General features: G+C 41.8%; 17 protein-coding genes and 1 pseudogene. 9 read left to right on the top strand and 9 right to left on the bottom strand.

All coding sequences use genetic code 11. The features are described from left to right. Positions 1-5: 5 nt before the first annotated feature. Positions 6-119: pseudogene (locus HGR01_RS18180) on the bottom strand (type II toxin-antitoxin system RelE family toxin); the annotation flags it as partial. A gap of 285 nt (positions 120-404) precedes the next feature. Further along, positions 405-644, bottom strand: a complete 240-nt coding sequence (locus tag HGR01_RS18175) for a hypothetical protein (protein ID WP_045867448.1) — start codon at positions 642-644, stop codon at positions 405-407. Between the two features lie 195 nt (positions 645-839). On the opposite strand from HGR01_RS18175, the gene HGR01_RS18170 reads away from it, so the two are divergent. Further along, complete coding sequence (locus HGR01_RS18170) at positions 840-2189, top strand: FAD-binding oxidoreductase (protein ID WP_045867447.1); 1350 nt, start codon at positions 840-842, stop codon at positions 2187-2189. A gap of 142 nt (positions 2190-2331) precedes the next feature. Here the strand turns inward: HGR01_RS18170 and HGR01_RS18165 are convergent, their stop codons facing one another. Next, the gene (locus tag HGR01_RS18165; RefSeq protein WP_045868770.1) at positions 2332-3810 is read right to left on the bottom strand and encodes a site-2 protease family protein; all 1479 of its coding nucleotides are present in this window, start codon (positions 3808-3810) and stop codon (positions 2332-2334) included. A 195-nt stretch (positions 3811-4005) separates the two neighbouring features. Here HGR01_RS18165 and HGR01_RS18160 point away from each other — a divergent pair, with 195 nt between their 5' ends. Then, positions 4006-4719: an MBL fold metallo-hydrolase gene (locus tag HGR01_RS18160; protein WP_045867446.1), complete on the top strand. Its 714-nt coding sequence runs from the start codon at positions 4006-4008 to the stop codon at positions 4717-4719. A 137-nt stretch (positions 4720-4856) separates the two neighbouring features. On the opposite strand, the gene HGR01_RS18155 is transcribed toward HGR01_RS18160, so the two are convergent. Then, positions 4857-5879 (bottom strand): transposase, encoded by a 1023-nt coding sequence (locus tag HGR01_RS18155; RefSeq protein WP_081583864.1) that lies wholly within the window; start codon positions 5877-5879, stop codon positions 4857-4859. A gap of 188 nt (positions 5880-6067) precedes the next feature. Next, entirely contained in the window at positions 6068-7324 is a 1257-nt protein-coding gene (ctpA, locus tag HGR01_RS18150) for a carboxyl-terminal processing protease CtpA (protein WP_045867445.1), read from the bottom strand. Between the two features lie 410 nt (positions 7325-7734). Here ctpA and petB point away from each other — a divergent pair, with 410 nt between their 5' ends. From petB to HGR01_RS18120, 6 genes are all read left to right on the top strand, one after another. Next, positions 7735-8382: a cytochrome b6 gene (gene petB, locus HGR01_RS18145; protein WP_045867444.1), complete on the top strand. Its 648-nt coding sequence runs from the start codon at positions 7735-7737 to the stop codon at positions 8380-8382. Positions 8383-8734: 352 nt separating this feature from the next. Next, positions 8735-9217: a cytochrome b6-f complex subunit IV gene (gene petD / locus HGR01_RS18140; protein ID WP_045867443.1), complete on the top strand. Its 483-nt coding sequence runs from the start codon at positions 8735-8737 to the stop codon at positions 9215-9217. A gap of 327 nt (positions 9218-9544) precedes the next feature. Next, positions 9545-9988: an ATP-binding protein gene (locus HGR01_RS18135; RefSeq protein ID WP_045867442.1), complete on the top strand. Its 444-nt coding sequence runs from the start codon at positions 9545-9547 to the stop codon at positions 9986-9988. A gap of 267 nt (positions 9989-10255) precedes the next feature. Then, a complete protein-coding gene (locus HGR01_RS18130; RefSeq protein ID WP_194007908.1) occupies positions 10256-11398 on the top strand; it encodes a glycosyltransferase in 1143 nt (380 codons plus the stop codon). A gap of 168 nt (positions 11399-11566) precedes the next feature. After that, positions 11567-11935, top strand: a complete 369-nt coding sequence (locus HGR01_RS18125) for a hypothetical protein (RefSeq protein ID WP_045867440.1) — start codon at positions 11567-11569, stop codon at positions 11933-11935. A gap of 187 nt (positions 11936-12122) precedes the next feature. Beyond that, the gene (locus HGR01_RS18120; protein WP_155538895.1) at positions 12123-12338 is read left to right on the top strand and encodes a hypothetical protein; all 216 of its coding nucleotides are present in this window, start codon (positions 12123-12125) and stop codon (positions 12336-12338) included. 133 nt (positions 12339-12471) lie between these two features. Here HGR01_RS18120 and pyrR read toward each other — a convergent pair whose 3' ends face one another. The 3 genes from pyrR to HGR01_RS18105 form a co-directional block, all read right to left on the bottom strand. Further along, entirely contained in the window at positions 12472-13014 is a 543-nt protein-coding gene (gene pyrR, locus HGR01_RS18115; RefSeq protein WP_194007909.1) for a bifunctional pyr operon transcriptional regulator/uracil phosphoribosyltransferase PyrR, read from the bottom strand. A gap of 145 nt (positions 13015-13159) precedes the next feature. After that, positions 13160-14131: an adenosylcobinamide-phosphate synthase CbiB gene (gene cbiB, locus HGR01_RS18110; RefSeq protein ID WP_045867439.1), complete on the bottom strand. Its 972-nt coding sequence runs from the start codon at positions 14129-14131 to the stop codon at positions 13160-13162. A gap of 115 nt (positions 14132-14246) precedes the next feature. Then, entirely contained in the window at positions 14247-14690 is a 444-nt protein-coding gene (locus tag HGR01_RS18105; RefSeq protein WP_045867438.1) for an Rrf2 family transcriptional regulator, read from the bottom strand. A gap of 404 nt (positions 14691-15094) precedes the next feature. Here HGR01_RS18105 and HGR01_RS18100 point away from each other — a divergent pair, with 404 nt between their 5' ends. Continuing rightward, a complete protein-coding gene (locus tag HGR01_RS18100) occupies positions 15095-15508 on the top strand; it encodes an AbrB family transcriptional regulator (protein WP_045867437.1) in 414 nt (137 codons plus the stop codon). Positions 15509-15773: 265 nt separating this feature from the next. On the opposite strand, the gene HGR01_RS18095 is transcribed toward HGR01_RS18100, so the two are convergent. Further along, entirely contained in the window at positions 15774-17681 is a 1908-nt protein-coding gene (locus HGR01_RS18095; RefSeq protein ID WP_045867436.1) for a chloride channel protein, read from the bottom strand. Positions 17682-18146 lie beyond the last annotated feature (465 nt).

The raw sequence follows: 18146 nt of genomic DNA, 5'->3' as shown, positions 1-18146 counted from the left end.
TCTGATCAGCTTTCATCTTTATATACGTTGCGGCGATGTCCAATTTCCACAACAGTTACCAATAAAACATCATCATAAATTTCGTAGATAATGCGGTAATCACCTACTCTAATTCGATATCAATACTGCTCGGTTAAGGATTTTCAACTTTTAATTTGGTTGGGGGAAAAGGTGAAAGGGTAAGGGTTAAAGGTTTTTTATTGCCCCTTTTCCCCTTCCCCTTTTCCCCTTAACCGACAAGTATTGAATTCGATATGAATTATCTGCGCCTTTTAATTTCTTCACTCCGTTAGGGCGTGGTTCTATTGCCAAGCTATCTATTTTTATCTGTATCCGGTCTTGCAATTCAGGAGATAGTTTCAGGAACGCTTTTCTCGCACTCTTGGTAAATTTAACTTCGTAAATCACGCTACATTCTTGTTCCTTTCATTAGCGATTTCCTGTTTAATCTCCTCCCATGCGATCAAACTATTATTTTCCACGTCACTTTTAGCAGCATGATAGGCTTTTAAATCATTTTCGTCTTCTTCATCCTCAATTTTTTGTAGTAGTACATAAATTTCATCTAAGGTACTGTCATAAGCTTGATTTAACAGTACATTAATTTCTTTGATTAACTGTTCGCGTTCTTGTTCGGTCTTCATTTTTCTACATCTTCTCAACTGAACTCCTGAATTTAATTTTAAATTAGCCCTCAATCATCTTCGCGCCTACCTAGCGAGAACCCGCTTTGCGTCTTTGCAACGGACACTTTGCTCAAGTCGGGAAACCCGCCCACGCAAGTGTCCTCTTCTTTGCGTGAGAATAAAAGTAAATTTGCTACTTTAAAGAAAATACTAATGACAACTCTCAATTTAGATACCCTAACTGCGGCTTTTGCAGATATCGAAACTATCACCGACCCCGCCCAAGTCGCCAAATTATCCCAGGACTATCACACCTTTAGCCCCGTTCTTGTCCCCAAATTAGCCGGAAAAGTCGGTGATATCGTCGTCCGTCCCGCCAACGAAGCCGAAGTGATTAAGGTGGCTGCAACCTGCGCCAAACACCGCATCCCTGTAACCGTCCGGGGTGCAGGTACAGGAAATTACGGCCAATGCGTACCGATGCATGGCGGTGTAATTCTCGATATGACCAAAATGCACGAAATCCTCTGGGTAAAACCAGCAGTAGCGCGGGTAGAAGCTGGGGTGAAATTGGCAGCTTTAGATAAAAAAGCGCGAGAAATTGGCTGGGAAATGCGAATGGCTCCCTCAACCTACCGTACAGCCACCATTGGCGGCTTTATTGCTGGGGGAAGTGGGGGAATTGGCTCAATTCAATATGGATTATTAGGCGATCGCGGTAATCTTTTAGGTCTGCGAGTGGTAACTTTAGAAGATGAACCCCGTATCATCGAATTACGCGGCAATGATGTGCAAAAGGTAAATCATGCTTGGGGTATTAATGGCATCATCACCCAATTAGAACTTCCCTTAGCCCCAGCTTATCCTTGGGCGGAAGTAATTGTTACCTTTGATGACTTCATGACAGCAGCGAAGTTTGGCTATGCCCTGGGGATTGCTGATGGCATGATGAAGAAATTAATTAGTATATTTGCATCACCTATTCCCCAATATTTCCATGCTTTACATGAATACATTCCCCAAGGTAAGCACCCGGCATTTTTAATGGTTGCTGAACCGAGTTTAGAATTTTTACCAGGATTAGTCCAACAATATGGCGGAGAAATTACTTATCAAAAACCCGCGCAAGATGCAGCTAAAGGCACTCATTTAGCCGAATTTACTTGGAACCACACAACATTACACGCCCGCACTGTAGATACTTCAATTACCTATTTACAAAGTATCTTTCCACCCGATACGAGTTTGCAATTAGTTGAGCATATGTATCATCATTTTGGTGATGAAGTGATGATGCATTTAGAATTTTTCCGCGTCAGAGGTGCTGTGATTGCTGGTGCTTTACAACTTGTTCGTTACACCACAGAAGAACGTCTTAATGAAATTATCCGCTACCACGAAGCGCAGGGTGTAATGATTGCCAATCCTCACACATATATTATTGAAGATGGCGGCAGAAAAGTCATTGACCCCGAACAGCTAAAATTTAAAGAAATGGTTGACCCCTATGGATTAATGAATCCTGGTAAAAGCAAAGTTTTGGAATTTCATAGTAATTCGTAATTCGTAATTACAAAATTTGAAAAATATAGTTTAGAAGTTTACTGAATTTGGCAATATTTAGAACCCCGGCTTCTTGAAGAAGCCGGGGTTATGAGCAGCGAATTTTGCAAATATGTTTGCTTAATTAAGCATTATTCCACTCTTAAATCTGCAACAAATTCGCCATTAATTGGGGGAGTGGCAAGACAATTATGACTAACAAAGCCATTGATATTAAACCTAATATGTCACGCCCATTATCTAGGTCGGTGACATCATTAAGTGCAGGTTCATCAATTAAGGGGATGAGCCATAAAATAATTGCCCAGAATAAATATTCAGATTGGATTAAAGACAGCAGTAACAACAATAAACGAGCTGTTTGACCAATTGCGATCGCAGTTCTTTGCCCAAAAATAGCATGAACAATATGACCACCATCTAACTGTCCAACTGGCATCAAATTTAAGGCGGTGACAATTAACCCTAAAAAGCCTGCGACTGCAACAGGATGTAAGTCAATTGCTGATTGTGCGTTTAAGGCATTTCCTAGTGCTAATTTCGACAGTAGCGCTAATAAAATGGAGTATTTGGGATTGAGGGCATCAGGATTTAAGATACTGGTTTTTTCCGTGAGAGGAACTATCTCAGAATGTGCTAAACCCCAAATTAATATTGGTAAGGTGGCAATAAAACCCGCAATTGGGCCTGCAATACTGACATCAAATAAAGCTTTGCGATTAGGTATAGGACTCCGCATCTGAATAAATGCGCCAAATGTGCCTAAGAAAAAAGGCACAGGAATAAAATAAGGCAGTGTGGAGCGGATTTTGTAATACCTAGCTGTTAGATAATGTCCTAGTTCATGGATGCCCAAAATTGTCATTAATGCAAAAGCATAAGGCAATCCCTGAAGAAACATATTAGGGTCAGCTTGTAGCGCTTTTACATCTACACCAGCAATTCTTGTCCCTATTAAGGTAGTAGTAACCAAGGTAGCTACTAAAAGCAACAATGCTAATCCTGGGCGCGTTATTTGTTCGCCCTTAGCAGAATTTACAGATTTAGCCGCCTGAGTATTGGGAACCAAGACAAAGAAAGGTTTGCTATTTATCCCTTCTTGGAATATCAACAAAAAGCGATCGCCAAATTGGGCTTCGATATTAGACTTAATTTGTTGGTAGGCTTGGCTTGGTGTCGTTCGCAATTGACCCCTACAGATGACAGCTTGGGGTCGGTATTCAATGTTTTGAATGTAGTAAGTAGACCAGGGAAAACAATTTCGCAGCTGGGTTTCTTCCGTTGGCTCGATGGGACGCACTTTTGCAGGTTCTGCGGTAGGATTAATAACCGATTGTGATTCAATGGCTTGGGGTTCCGTCTGTTTATCTATAGGTGTTCGCCGTCCCCATTGAAATAACAGCCAGTATAACAGAACGCAGATGATCGATGACCAGAGAATCAGTGATGAGGGTGGCGCTTGTTTCGTACCATACATTAGCGTCCATCCGGTCAACAAAAATGCTGGTGTCATTAAAACCAACCATAATAACCAGACAGGTGTCCGGGTGCTATGGGCGACGACACGCTGCACCATCAGATAAGTAGCTAGTCCCAGTAGAAGGAGAAACCAAAATGTCATTTGCTCTTCAGTGATTTTGAAAAAACGTCCCACCTGTAGCGTTAGCACCACAGCCTTCACTACTAGCCAGACTATAAAAACCCCTATTTTTTCTTCAACGGTTAACAGCAATTGTTCACTCTTAAGCTGCTGGCTTCAAGATGTTGAACTCTGTAACCAAATGATTAGACAACTCCTCAATTTCGGTTTTTTCTTATGTGCCCCTTACCCCAACAGCCAAATCATACAGTTAAGCCACCAAGGGCTGTGCTCTCTGACGAAGTTCTACTCGGAGGAAACCTCCGCTCGGACTTCGCGCAAAATATTTTTGCATTTCCGCCCAATCGGGACACATTAGGGGGAACCTCTTATTTTATTGTAAGAAATGAAAGTAATATCCTGATTGATTGTCCTGCTTTCGAGCCAACAAATTTAGATTTCTTGCGATCGCATGGCGGCGTACGTTGGCTAGTCATCACCCACCGTGGTGCTATTGGGAAGACAGCAGAAATCCAGCAAGCTTTAGGCTGCGAGGTTGTCATTCAAGAGCAAGAAGCTTATTTATTACCAGGATTAACCGTCACCAGCTTTGGGCGGGAACTAACGTTAGATGCAACCGCCCAAGTAATTTGGACACCAGGCCATTCTCCTGGCTCATCTTGCCTTTACTACAATCAATTCGGTGGAGTCTTATTTTCCGGTCGTCACATAGTTCCCAATCTCAAGGGTGAGCCAGTATTATTACGGACAGCCAAAACCTTTCACTGGCCAAGGCAAATTAAAAGTCTTCAAAATTTATTAGAACGCTTGACACCAGAAACCCTACAGTACATCTGCCCTGGCGCGAATATTGGTTTCTTGAGAGGCAAAGGTGCGATCGCTCAAGCTTATCAGAGTCTTGCGGCTTTGGATTTAGGGACTGGGGATTAGGGACTGGGGATTAGGGACTGGGGATTGGGGACTGGGGATTGGGTATGAGGGGGAAAAGGGGAAAGGGGAAAAGGAAAAAAAGGGAAATTATTATTACCTAGGACTTACGCATTGACAAAAAATATTATTGATGTGTACTAGGCAGCACAAGTATTGGTGAGATTGTCCACAATATAATCACGCACAACTAAAGTAAACAAGTTTCTTTGTAATTCATACCAATTAGAAATGATGTTTTCAGACCGCATTAGCTCTAAACGAACAAATGCTTGAAGTGAGCAAAATATGTGTGTTTTAATTGCATGGCTATCTCTAACCCTTACGGGTTCGCCAGTTGCTTCAAGTCGGGAGACCCGCCCAACGCACTGGCTCACCATAAATCGACAAATTCCACATACTTGTTTTATTGCTCTGTGAAAACTTTCTATTCCCCAATGAGTATCATGAATTGTCACAAATTCACTGCGAGTTATTTGCTGAAGAGCTTCAGCATCTGGTAGATACAATATATAATGTCTAGAGTCTTCTTTTTTGAAGACTTTCCTAAACAATTTGATAAATCCAAATTCTCTCAGATGAGTTACCAACCCTTCATCAGGAATCTCTAAACCACTTACTTGGCAATACTTTCCTGGTTCATTAGAGACAGTTCTATTTTTCTCAACCCCAAATAGAAAACCCAATTTCTGGTTTCTTAAAAATTTTAAGTTTTCTACTCCTGAGTACCAACTATCTCCTGTTACTAGCCTTGGTTTTACACCCCAATCAATTACTTCAATTAGCATCTCTTGGAAATAATCGTTCTTCGTTTTCCCCTCCTTTTTATCGTATATTCTGTAATTTATTGGTACTGAGCTTCCATGTATGTCGCTGTAATACAGCGTAATTAAATTTATCCCTTTGATACTTTTATGATATTTACCTGACCAAAAATAACCGATTAATTCTGCATATTTTGGATTACTGTACAGTTTTTCTATGACTGTGTCGTCTACACTTAAAATCCCTCCTGTCAAGTTAATAATAGTCTTTACCGTACTGAACAAATCATAGGGAGCGTATCTCTCCCTCAACAAAAAACGGTTCACACTATCATGTGAAACATTCCCCAATATTTCTGCTAACCTACTGCATCCTCCATGCTTCGGTTCCGATAACAAAAATAGAGTGTAATGTTCCAGATTGCATTGTGCTGTTGAGAGTTTACTGATTTCTCTGATTGTCCGATACCTATTTGTAGACAACACTTTTTTCTTAACGCATTATTTTATCATTCTGTCAATGCGTTAGTCCTATTACCCATTACCCATGCCCCATGCCCCATACCCCATGCCCCATGCCCCATGCCCTATTCCCTATTCCCCATCCCCACAACTACAGGATTATTCGTCAACAATTCTACTGCTGCTTGATATTGTGGATCGGCTTCTGTGCCAATTTGGTCGCGGGTAATTGTGTCTAAGGGAATGACTTTGTCTGGTTTTATACCTAATTTATTAATATCTCGATGTTGGGGGGTTTCGTACTTCGCGATTGTGACTGCCAAGCCGGAACCATCGGATAACTCAAACAAGGATTGAATTAAGCCTTTACCAAAGGTGGTTTCGCCAACTAATGTGGCACGACCGTTATCTTGGAGCGCGCCGGCGAGGATTTCGCTGGCACTGGCAGTTCCTTGATTGACTAGAATAACTAATGGGTCTGATGTGAGTGCGGGGCCAAATGCCTCAAAACTGCCTTGGATGCCTTGGCGATTGACGGTGTAGACGATGGTGCCAGAGTCTAACCACAGGCGGGCAATTTCAATTCCCGCTTGCAGTAGCCCACCGGGATTATTGCGTAAATCGAGAATGTAGGCAGCCGCGCCCTTTTTTTCTAAACTATTAATGGCGTGTGCCAGTTCCATTGAGGCATTGGCATTAAACTGATTCAGACGTAAATAGCCAATGGGCGTACCTTGTGGGGTAACGCGCAAGTCTGAGATTACAGGATTTAAAGCAATGCGATCGCGCACTACCCTAATTTCCTGCTCTTGTGTCCCGTCTCGCTCGATTAATAATGTCACGAGGCTGCCAATCGGCCCGCGCATTTTCGCTGCGGCTTCGTCCAATGTAAGATTTTCTGTAGAAATGCCTTCGATTTTAATAATGCGATCGCGTGGCTGAATTCCCGCTTTATCTGCCGGCGAACCCGCGATTGGTGCTACCACTTCCAACTTCCCAGTTTTGGGGTCTAAGGCAATTTGCAAGCCCACCCCTGTAAGTTCTCCAGAAGTATTGACCTGTAAACTACGATACTGTTCTGGGTCTAAAAAGCGGGTAAAGGGGTCGTCCAAGCTTTTGAGCATATTCTGAACTGCTGCATAAGCTGCTTCCTGATTTTTTAGCGGTTTCTCCAAAGCTTTTTGCCGCACCGTCGCCCAATTTTGATGATTAAACGTTTCATCTAAATAATTACGATTGACAATTCGCCAAACTTCCGATATTAATTTTTGTTCCTCAGTTAAAGCCCCAGCTGGTTGGATAAATGTGCCTAGTGCCAACCAAACTGCCATTAGCAATGATAATCCGCGTCGCCAAATCTTTTTGTCCATGAACAAGCCCATGTTGAATTCCACCTCAACCCAAATTGCCTAGAACTGCCCAGTTGCTTTGTTTTTGATGAAATCTATCTCTCGATTATGTTACTTTTTTTATAGAAGTGGTGCATTAGTCTTAATCAAGTTGTTAAGTCAGCTGATTAGCGTATATCCCACTCAACACACGATAAGATCTACTTTGTGTCCATAATTTGTCGTGTTGGTTTGCCCCAAAAACGCAATACATCACATGTTTACAGAGTGTTAAGTTTATTAAAAGTCTTATCACTCTGAAGCCTTAAAAGCAAACGACTAAAATCCTCTTTGCTAAAATCCCAAAATTGTTAATTGGGAGAGAAGTCTGAGCGGAGGCTTCCTCCGCTTAGAACTTCGTAGATTGATCAACCGCAACCGATTTTTTAGGAACTTGAGATTGTATGGCCAACGTTTACGACTGGTTTGAGGAACGCTTGGAAATTCAAGCACTCGCTGATGATGTCACAAGCAAGTACGTTCCTCCCCATGTCAACATCTTCTACTGCTTAGGTGGCATTACCCTGGTTTGCTTTCTCATCCAGTTTGCGACTGGATTTGCCATGACGTTCTACTACAAGCCAACTGTAGCTGAGGCTTATTCCTCAGTGCAGTACATCATGACAGAAGTAAACTTCGGCTGGCTAATTCGCTCCATTCACCGCTGGTCTGCCAGCATGATGGTGTTGATGATGATTTTGCACGTCTTTCGGGTTTACCTGACTGGTGGTTTCAAAAAGCCCCGCGAATTAACCTGGGTAAGTGGTGTGATCCTAGCCGTAATCACAGTTTCTTTTGGCGTGACAGGCTACTCACTACCTTGGGATCAAGTGGGATACTGGGCTGTGAAAATCGTGAGCGGCGTTCCCGAAGCAATTCCTGTAGTTGGTGTGCTGATTTCTGACTTGCTACGTGGTGGTTCTAGCGTCGGCCAAGCGACCCTGACCCGCTACTACAGCGCCCACACATTCGTTCTGCCGTGGTTGATTGCGGTCTTCATGCTGTTCCACTTCTTGATGATCCGCAAACAAGGCATTTCTGGGCCCTTGTAATTTCAGCCAAAACGCTAACAGCTAAACTGCATTCAGTTTCAAAATGGGGAAAGGGGTAATGGGTAATGGGTAATTGGTCATGGAAGCTCAGATTTTGACTCATAACTCAGGACTCAGTAATTGAAGCTATTACTTAAACCTCAACCTTGAATCCTTACCCTATCCCCTACCCCACAGCTTTCAAGCTAGAGTTGTTTGTTTTAAACTGATGAACAAGAACAACAAAAACTTGATATCAGAAGCTGAAAGCTGTAAAACCCTACTGGCATCTGGCTGCTGTTGAGGTTTACCTGATAGCTCAAGGCTTTTACCAATGCTTTAACTCAACTTAAGCAGGAGAGCATATTTAAAAATGTCAACACAGAAAAAACCCGATCTGAGCGATCCTATCCTCAGAGCCAAACTCGCCAAAGGCATGGGCCATAACTACTATGGTGAACCAGCTTGGCCTAATGACCTACTTTACGTCTTTCCCATCGTTATCATGGGATCTTTCGCTTGTATTGTGGCTCTAGCAGTACTAGATCCAGCAATGAACGGTGAACCAGCGAATCCTTTTGCGACACCATTGGAAATTTTACCTGAGTGGTACTTATACCCTGTATTCCAAATTTTGCGATCGCTTCCTAACAAACTGTTAGGAGTATTAGCAATGGCTTCAGTACCCCTAGGACTTATCCTCGTTCCTTTTATCGAGAGCGTCAATAAGTTCCAAAATCCCTTCCGTCGTCCAGTTGCAACCACAGTTTTCCTATTTGGAACACTTGTAACTCTGTGGCTAGGTATTGGTGCTGCTTTACCATTAGATAAATCCTTGACCTTAGGATTGTTCTAATTCAGTCAGAAAAAACAGTACTCTTTGATGAGTGCTGAGTCATGGGTAATGAATTTTGAGTAATGAGTTTTGATAAACTAGGTACTTAGTACTTAGGAAGACTTAAGTCGTGAGCTATTACTCAGCATTCAGCACTCAGCGAGAAGTTAGAGATAAGGTTTCCTTAAATCTGCACTTCTATGACTCAGCACTTTTCCTCATCCAGGTTGCATCGTGGATATTTAGTTTTGGACTTAATAGCTATTCCAAAATCAGAAATCTCACAAATACCATAAAGAGACGCATTTGTTACCTACCGATCACTTACTTATATTTAAGTCAAGGTCAATGCTTAGCACCATGCAGCAAGACCATCTGACGGTGAAGAGCGATCTCAAGCTCCTCAACCACGTGCAACAATGGTTTGAGAAATTTTGTCGGCAACATTTGTATCAACTTGGCTGGTCAGAAACTCAGCTTTATCGCCTGAACTTAGCATTAGCAGAAGGCTTCACTAACGCAGTGCGTCATGCTCATTCTGCTTTACCACCAGAAACAGGCATAGATATTGAAGTCAGCTTGTGGATTGACAGATTGGAAATGAGAATTTGGGATTATGGCAAACCTTTTAATCCCGATGCGATCGCCGAGCCAGAGCCAGGTACTCTTCAAGTAGGAGGATACGGATGGTTCCTTCTGAGACGCTTGGCTGACCGTGTTGTCTACGAACGCGCTACAGAAAACAGAAATTGTTTGCTGATCGTTAAATATTCTCTAGATGGTCAGCATTAAAGAATTCTTAATTAATAATTTGTCATTGCCATCTAGTACAAATTATTAATTAATGGGAATTTGACAAGCTAGAACAACAAACGTGAAAATCCAGCCAAAGCACCCTGAATGTAAATTTCAGGGTGCATAATTTTAGCAACTTAACAGAATATGCCCAAAAACACCTCTGTGCTTGGAATTTATGCTTTCCTGTGAGGTTTAACCTAAACAAATGTGGTATATGTTACAACTGGATGAGCCATAAACATACGTAATTGCACAGGTACAGTGGGCGAAAATCTTAATTTAACTCATAAATTTCCCCAAAAAACCAACCATGTATTCGTGTTCTTAGAAATTTTTGTACACGAAGGTGGGATTCAGTCCTATGTCAAGGATATTTTTCACGCCTATCAGAGATTGAGTCCAGGCTACAAAGCAGAAGTATTTGTACTGCGAGATAGGCCAAATGTCTCAAATCTCTGGGAATCGGAAAATTTAAAATTTTATGGTTTTCAAAGTAACTCTCCCCAATTCGGCAGATTGAAAATGACAGCTGCCTTGCTGAAGTGTTTATTATTACATCGTCCCCAGCATGTTTTTTGTGGTCACATCCTGTTAACAAAACTGATACAAACTCTTTGCCAACCTTTAGGAATTCCTTACACTGTCCTCACTTACGGTAAAGAAGTTTGGGAACCGCTTAATAGTAAGGAACGTCACGCACTCACATCGGCATCAGGGATTTGGACAATTAGCCGTTACAGTCGCGATCGCAGCTGTGCGGCTAATTTTATCGACCCTAATATAGTAAAAATACTGCCTTGTGCAATTGATGGGAATAAATTTACACCAGGTGAAAAGCAACCAGAACTGATTGCCAAGTATGGTTTAAATGATGCCAGAGTGTTAATGACTGTAGCGCGGCTATGGTCGGGCGATATTTACAAAGGCGTTGATGTCACAATTCGCGCCTTACCGCAAATCCTTGAGGTGTTCCCAGAAGTTAAATATTTAGTCATTGGGCGTGGCGACGATCAACCAAGATTAGCGCAACTTGCACAAGATTTAGGTGTCAGCGATCGCGTAATTTTTGCAGGTTTCGTTCCCACAGAAGAACTAATAGCACATTACCGCCTGGCTAATGCCTACATTATGCCTTCCCAAGAAGGCTTTGGCATTGTTTATTTAGAAGCAATGGCTTGTGGTGTACCCGTACTATCTGGCGATGATGATGGTTCAGCAGACCCCTTACAGGATGGACAACTCGGCTGGCGAGTTCCCCACCGCGATCCCAATGCTGTAGCCGCAGCTTGTATAGAAATACTCACAGGCCATGACCAACGTTGTGATGGCGATTGGCTACGACAACAAGCGATCGCACTTTTTGGGATGAATGCTTTGCAAAAGCGGTTACAAGAGTTAATTTAATGGGAATGGGGCATGGGGCATTGGGCATAGTAATGAGTAATTGGTAATTGGGTGTTTGGGGTTTGTCATTAATTATTTCTCCCCAGCTTCCTCATCCCCCTCATCCGCCTCATCATCCTCATCCCCAAACTCGCTATCCTAGAAATAGAGCAACATGACATTTTAAAAATGAGCCTTAAATCTTTTCCTTTGCTTGAAAATCTTCGCCCTTGGCTCACTGTGTTAGCAGTTACTTGGTTGCTAGCATCCTTAGGCCTGGGTTGGTTGGTTAATTCGATACTGTTTATTGTTGGGTTGTTGCTATTGGCACCCGTAATTGCATTCTTTGGGTTTCGCTGGTGGCTACAACGTAACTTGGTTGTTGATCAATGTCCTGTATGTCGATATGAATTTACAGGTTTAAATAACAGCCAGTTACAATGTCCTAACTGTGGAGAGCAGTTGTTAGTGCAAAGTGGTCATTTTCGTAGGTTTACCCCTGATGGCACAATTGATGTCACAGCGGTGGAAGTTCCAGCAAAATCAATTGAAGATTAAGCTGTTGTTGATTGAGTGTATTTTGTCGTAGAGTTTTTTAACGCAGAGTCACACAAAGTCAGCGCCAAGGGACGCAGAGTGTTTTCAAAGGTCATTCACTACCAAGCACAGAGAAAGAAAAGTTAAACGTTGAGAAATTGGTAGTTCATCTGGATGAGAAAAGCTACATATCATCCATTACCACAATTTGAAAGCGTCTGTCGTCCCTAATGTTATCGAAATCACAGTCATTTTTTGCCATTTCTCAACACCATTGGCGAATTGTTGTAAGTTTTCAATTGCTAAATCCGCATTTGCTATTCAGCCATCACAACAGACTTTGCCATACCAGATGTGGTTATCTGGTGTAATCAGCAATGCTTGGTTGCACGATGCGATCGCATCGTGGTATCGGTGTAATTAAGTTCTTCAGATACAAATGTGCGTTAGGTAAAGCCTAACGCACCGCCAATCATCTCAAAAATTTTGCATTAACGAAGTGTAGTTAAAGATTGGATAATTTATTGTTTTGCCTTACCTTAACCCTTGACTGATAACTAATTTGCAATTAACTCTACAGCATCTTTTCCATCCGAATCTTGGAAATAAACTTTGACAATCTCCTCTTTAGCAGTAGGTAGCTGCTTACCAATAAAATCTGGGTGGATGGGAACTTCACGATGGCCCCTATCTACCAAAACAGCTAAACGAATTACCTCCGGTCTACCGTACTCATTGACTGCATTTAAAGCAGCACGAATTGTCCTACCTTTAAAAATGACATCATCTACAAGCACAACTGTTTTACCTGTGAGGTCAAAAGGAATATCAGTTTTGGCTGGAGTTCGTAACCCAATTTGGTCAAGATCATCTCGATAAAACGTAATATCCAATGCTCCCACTTCTACAGATACACCTTCCAATGTCTCAATCTGACGTGCCAATAATTCTGCTAAAAATACACCCCTGGTATAAATACCTAAGAGTACTAGCTCAGATAAATCACGCGTCCTCTCCACAATTTGAGAAGCAAGACGATTTACAGTCCGACGAAGTTCTTCTGATGAGAGAATTTCAACTACTTTTACAGACATAACCATAGACCGATACCCCTGAGTAATGCATGATACCAGACATTTGAGGCAAGAGGAGATAATAAGGCAAGGGGGCAGGGAGTAGGGAGCAGGGGGGAAACCACAGATGACAAATGCCCAATGCCCAATGCCCAATGCCCCATATTCATCATTACCTGTTTAGCAGTAGAAAGAATAGAGCGATCGCAACCCCTATCCACAGTAAAAAGCAATATCTAGTTAATTGCAAAGCCGATTCAATACTTTTGGGAGTGATGGGATGAATGTTATCTCCCAGCAATGGTTTGTGTTTAGCTACGCCGTGATACCAATTTGTCCCGCCTACCTGTACGCCTAAAATTGCTGCATAGGCGCATTCACTCCAGCCAGAATTGGGACTTGGATCGATAATTGCATCTCGGCTACAAATCCGCCAAACATATAAAGGTTTCCCTGATAATAACGCCAATGTGATTACTGTTAAGCGGCAAGGAACCCATGTCAGGTAATCTTCTAACCGCGCACTAAACCAACCTAAATAAGTGTATGGTGCTTCCTTATAGCCCACCATTGAATCTAGAGTACTACTGGCTTTATATGCTAGAGCTAAAGGCACAGATCCTACAAAGGGAATGAATCCTCCCACAATTGCAAAAAATAGCGGAGCCATCACCCCATCAGTAGCATTCTCAGTTACCGTTTCTAGAATGGCGCGCAAAATTTCTGCTTCGGAAAGATTTTTAGTATCGCGGCCAACGTAATTACTTAAAATATCACGAGCCTCTGCTAAATTTCCTCCGGTTAAAGGTTTTAAGACAGTAACAGATGCGGTTCTCAAACTTCTGCCAGCAAAACAACTAGCTAAAAGAATACTTTCTAAAGCAATTGCCAACAGTGGATGCAACCACTTAGCACTTTGAATGATTAACCAGCCAACAAGTCCGCTACCAATTATTAAAAAGATGCAGAGGAAAATTCCCGCAATTCTTTGTGTTAGAGAATCATGACAATATTTCAGAGACAGTTTGGAAAGGTGAGAAATTACCCACCCCATTACTTGCACTGGATGAGGCCAACCCCAAGGATCGCCAATTAGATAATCTAAAAATGCAGCAAAAATCAAGATATAAATGTTGTGAGTCATTGGTCAAGAGTCAAAAGTTGGAGAGACGTGATTAATCGCGTCTCTACTCAAGGGTCAAGCATAAATATTCTGACTCTGGTATTGTGGCTCTGGAATATAGACTTTTGACTGTTGACTAAACTACAAAATTAGCTTCTTCTCCCAAAGAAGCCTGCCAACTCCGAGCATCGTAATAAAGATCAGCTAGGGTAATACTATATAAAGCTTCTTTCAGCTTTTGGTTAAGTCTCTGCCAAAGAGAAAATGTTACCCAATCTTCAGCTTGTGCTGATGTTGGAGTATGGTTAGGCAAATAAGTAATCGTTTCACCTACAGATTCTAAAATTTGTCCTATAGATATTTTGGCAGGCTCTCTTGCCAATTGGTATCCACCAATGCTGCCGCGAATTGATTTTACTAAACCAGCACGACGCATTTCTATTAATAATTTTTCTAGATAAGGAGCAGGAATATCTTGGCGTTTAGCAATGGCTCTTACAGATACAGGCCCATAAGCTGGCTGTAAACTTAAATCGAGCATCGCTTTCACACTATAATGTCCTCTCGTTGTTAGTTTCATGCTGGATTTTTTGATTTGTCAGTTGTCAGTTGTCAGTTGTCAGTTGTTTTTTCATGACCATTGACTAATGACTAATGACTAAGGATCAGTTTTGCTTATCATTCTGTACCCCAATTATCCATATTGACAAGTAGACAAGTTTTTTTTGCGCTACTTTAGAAAACTTAAACAACTATAGTCTACCAGTAATTCAGAAACTATATATATAGTTATCAGTATAGACACCATTCTAGAAAATAAATTGTTTTAGCAATATTTAGAAATCAAGTAACAATTTTGCCTATGAATGTAATATACTTGGCAAGGCTGAAATAAAAACTAAAGGATTCTGTTCCTACTAGCTCAATGTCAGCTAAAATAAAATCGATTCAAACACTTCAAACATTCGTTTTCGACCTAAGTTGATGGCTAAACAGAAAAAAATTGAACCCCTAGTTGGTGAAGATCTGCTCAAAAAAGTTAAAGAGCTAGAGAACGAGAGCAAAGAAGAGAAGGCTAAGAAGTGCGGCTACTATACCGTTACCAAAAATGGTATAGAGCGCGTCAATATGATGAAGTTCTTGAATGCCTTAATTGATGCTGAAGGCATTCAATTAGATAGCTCTCCTAGTGCTAATGGTCGTGGTGGACGTAGCGCCAGCTATAGAATTAGTGTGCAATCAAATGGGAACTTGCTGATAGGTTCCGCCTACACAAAACAAATGAATCTTAAACCAGGCGATGAGTTTCTCATCACTTTAGGTAAAAAGCACATTCGTCTGAGACAGGTAGATCCAGAAGATAGGGAAGACCTGGAAGCTATAGAAGCTACTGCTTAATAATATAGTTAACATCAAGAGTCAAGGAAGAAGGCTGAAGGCTGAATACTTGTCTGGCTGCGACTTAGAGTAGGGTAGCCTAAACAAATATACCTCATACTTTATACTTCTCACTTCAGCCTTCTATTGACAGAATATAGAAATGGTCGGCATAGGGCATCGGCACGACCTTAAACGGACGGGGATCGACCATAAGACTACTTCGGTAGCTGGTTGCTGTGAGCCGTCAAGAATCACCGCACCTTCAGGTCGGTGAGTATGTCAATTAATGATTAATAACTACATCTGTTGTAGACATCATTGCTAAACATTGGTGCAGTGCCTTACCTGTGACTGTTAAATTACAGGTTAAGGCAATTTGCTCCCTTTCTAGTAGACCTAAAATGCGCTCATGGTTGTCTCTTGCTACCACTGGTAACTGATGCAAACCTCGAAGCGCCATGCGGTCTAAAGCTTCAGATAAGGGTTCATCCCTCCAAGCATAAAGAATTTCAGTGGTACAAATATCGAAAAGAGTTTGGCTAGATAAATTACTCTGAATTTCAGTTGGCAAATTCTGGTAATTTTGCCAAAGGCGGAGGTTACGGTTAATATCTTCTAGAGAGATAATACCAACTAATTGCTCAAGTTCATCAATTACTAAAGCACTAGAGCAGCGATCGCGCAGCATCTCCTTTGCGGCTTCTAATACTCCTAACTTTGTCGGCAACTTTTTCGGACAAGTTAGCATGGCATCTTCTACTAAAATTTCCTGCAACATATCTGTCTTCTCATCTTTTAATTCCGAAAGACCGATTTGTTGCAGATTAGAATTAGAATTAAAATTTGGCTTGATTCGTTCTATTAACCAAACACTTAAACCCACCGCCGCCATTAAAGGTAAAACAATCCGGTAATCGCGGGTTAATTCAAATAGCATAATAATTGATGTTAAGGGCGCTCTGACACTAGCAGCTAGAACTGCGGCCATTCCTACCATTGCATAAGCGGGAGGTGCAGCCATTTGTGCGCCAATTGTAGGAGCGATCGCAGCGACAATTTTGGCATAAGCTGAACCAAAAGAAGCACCCAGAAACATCGCGGGAGCAAATACACCACCGACAAAACCACTACCAGCAGAAATTGCCGTCATCAGCAATTTGATGACTAAAAGTATCATTAATAAAGGTAGAGAAAACTCCACATCTTGCAGCATGGCCTGGACAGTGCCATAACCAATGCCCAAAATTTGGGGAAAATATATAGCTACTACGCCGACAATTACCCCACCAATAATTGGATGTATGGGCTTAGGAATTCTTCCTACAAAGCCCAACATGGGAATGCGCCCAGCAAAACAGGCTTTTGCTAACCGCATTGATTCTGTATAAGTTAGGGAAACTAAACTTGCTCCTAAGCCTAAACCTAAATAAATTGGCAACTCTAAAAAAGGACTGCGGACTTGATATACAGGTAAAGCAAAAGCAGGTTGTGCGCCTAAACCAATTTGAGCAATTAACGCTGCTACCACTGCGGCTAACAACACCACACTGACAGCAGAGGTGGCAAAAGATGTAGCGCCCATCACCACTTCTAAAGCAAAAAACACTCCTGCAATGGGAGCATTAAAGCCGGCTGCTAAACCAGCCGCTGCACCAGCGCTCAAAAGCAAACGCTGTTGCTCTTGGGATACTTGTAAAACTAGAGACAATAACATCCCAAAATTGGCACCAATTTCTACACTCGGCCCCTCAGGCCCCAACGAAGCACCACTCCCCAAAGACACAGATGCTGCTAACATTTTGGTGACTGGACGTAATGGCTGCCGAATTTCTTTGCCCTGAGAAGCTGCAATCAAAGATGAAAGTCCAGGGCCAAAATCTTGAGTGCGCCAGCGCATCAAACCAACAATCAAGCCGCCAACTGTGGGAACACAAGCTAAAGTCCAAGCACCCCAGACCCCAATAGTGCCCATAAAATTTTCCAGCATCAAATCGTGAATTAGCTGGATTAAATAGTGAAAGGTCACTACACCCATACCCGTACCGCTACCAATTAATACTGCTAAAAGTAGCACCACGGTTTCTATGGATGGTTGAAAACGGTTAATTAAGTGAGCCAAGCGAGTAGTCACAGAAGGAAAGGCAGGTGTTTCCGTTACCTTCCTCAGTTCAGTAGGAGGCAAGAGAGTCATTGAGCGGCCAGGTAAATGTAAGAAAAAATTTAAATTTTTATCTGTTACTTCTCATTGTGAGCCATGATTTAGCAACCAGACAAGTATGCTCGATCAGGTTAATTTACAAATTTTTAGTTAAAAAAATTTCACTGTGCAAAATTTTGATGAGGAGAATGGTTAAATAGGACAGAATTATTATTTAATGGTCAACTAGCGGTGGTGCAGTGCTATTCAGTCAGAACTCCTTCTCAGGAAAAAAATACGCTAGATATGGACTTGGTGTTTAAGCCAGGTTAGACAGTAATGAGAAGTCATCTTTTACTAAATCTAGCTATACTCGTGGTGCGACTATAATAACCATCCTGAGTAAGAAGTACACTATATGTATGATTAATGACTGATGTCAGTTCACAAGCGTGAGTCTACTAAGTATTGATCGGGAATTCAATATAACTATTGTTTATAGAGCGAGTCAATGGACTA

The sequence above is a fragment of the Tolypothrix sp. PCC 7712 genome (assembly GCF_025860405.1).
Taxonomy (GTDB): Bacteria; Cyanobacteriota; Cyanobacteriia; order Cyanobacteriales; family Nostocaceae; genus Aulosira; species Aulosira diplosiphon.
Note: the sequence above shows the minus strand (reverse complement) of the source record. Positions and strands in the feature narration are given on the sequence as shown.

Excerpts from the sequence above, each read along its gene's own strand:
- HGR01_RS18175 (WP_045867448.1), bottom strand. The coding sequence starts at position 644 with ATGAAGACCGAACAAGAACGCGAACAGTTAATCAAAGAAATTAATGTA.
- HGR01_RS18170 (WP_045867447.1), top strand. The coding sequence starts at position 840 with ATGACAACTCTCAATTTAGATACCCTAACTGCGGCTTTTGCAGATATC.
- HGR01_RS18165 (WP_045868770.1), bottom strand. The coding sequence starts at position 3,810 with ATGACATTTTGGTTTCTCCTTCTACTGGGACTAGCTACTTATCTGATG.
- HGR01_RS18160 (WP_045867446.1), top strand. The coding sequence starts at position 4,006 with ATGTGCCCCTTACCCCAACAGCCAAATCATACAGTTAAGCCACCAAGG.
- ctpA (WP_045867445.1), bottom strand. The coding sequence starts at position 7,324 with ATGGGCTTGTTCATGGACAAAAAGATTTGGCGACGCGGATTATCATTG.
- petB (WP_045867444.1), top strand. The coding sequence starts at position 7,735 with ATGGCCAACGTTTACGACTGGTTTGAGGAACGCTTGGAAATTCAAGCA.
- petD (WP_045867443.1), top strand. The coding sequence starts at position 8,735 with ATGTCAACACAGAAAAAACCCGATCTGAGCGATCCTATCCTCAGAGCC.
- HGR01_RS18135 (WP_045867442.1), top strand. The coding sequence starts at position 9,545 with ATGCTTAGCACCATGCAGCAAGACCATCTGACGGTGAAGAGCGATCTC.
- HGR01_RS18125 (WP_045867440.1), top strand. The coding sequence starts at position 11,567 with ATGAGCCTTAAATCTTTTCCTTTGCTTGAAAATCTTCGCCCTTGGCTC.
- pyrR (WP_194007909.1), bottom strand. The coding sequence starts at position 13,014 with ATGGTTATGTCTGTAAAAGTAGTTGAAATTCTCTCATCAGAAGAACTT.
- cbiB (WP_045867439.1), bottom strand. The coding sequence starts at position 14,131 with ATGACTCACAACATTTATATCTTGATTTTTGCTGCATTTTTAGATTAT.
- HGR01_RS18105 (WP_045867438.1), bottom strand. The coding sequence starts at position 14,690 with ATGAAACTAACAACGAGAGGACATTATAGTGTGAAAGCGATGCTCGAT.
- HGR01_RS18100 (WP_045867437.1), top strand. The coding sequence starts at position 15,095 with ATGGCTAAACAGAAAAAAATTGAACCCCTAGTTGGTGAAGATCTGCTC.
- HGR01_RS18095 (WP_045867436.1), bottom strand. The coding sequence starts at position 17,681 with ATGACTCTCTTGCCTCCTACTGAACTGAGGAAGGTAACGGAAACACCT.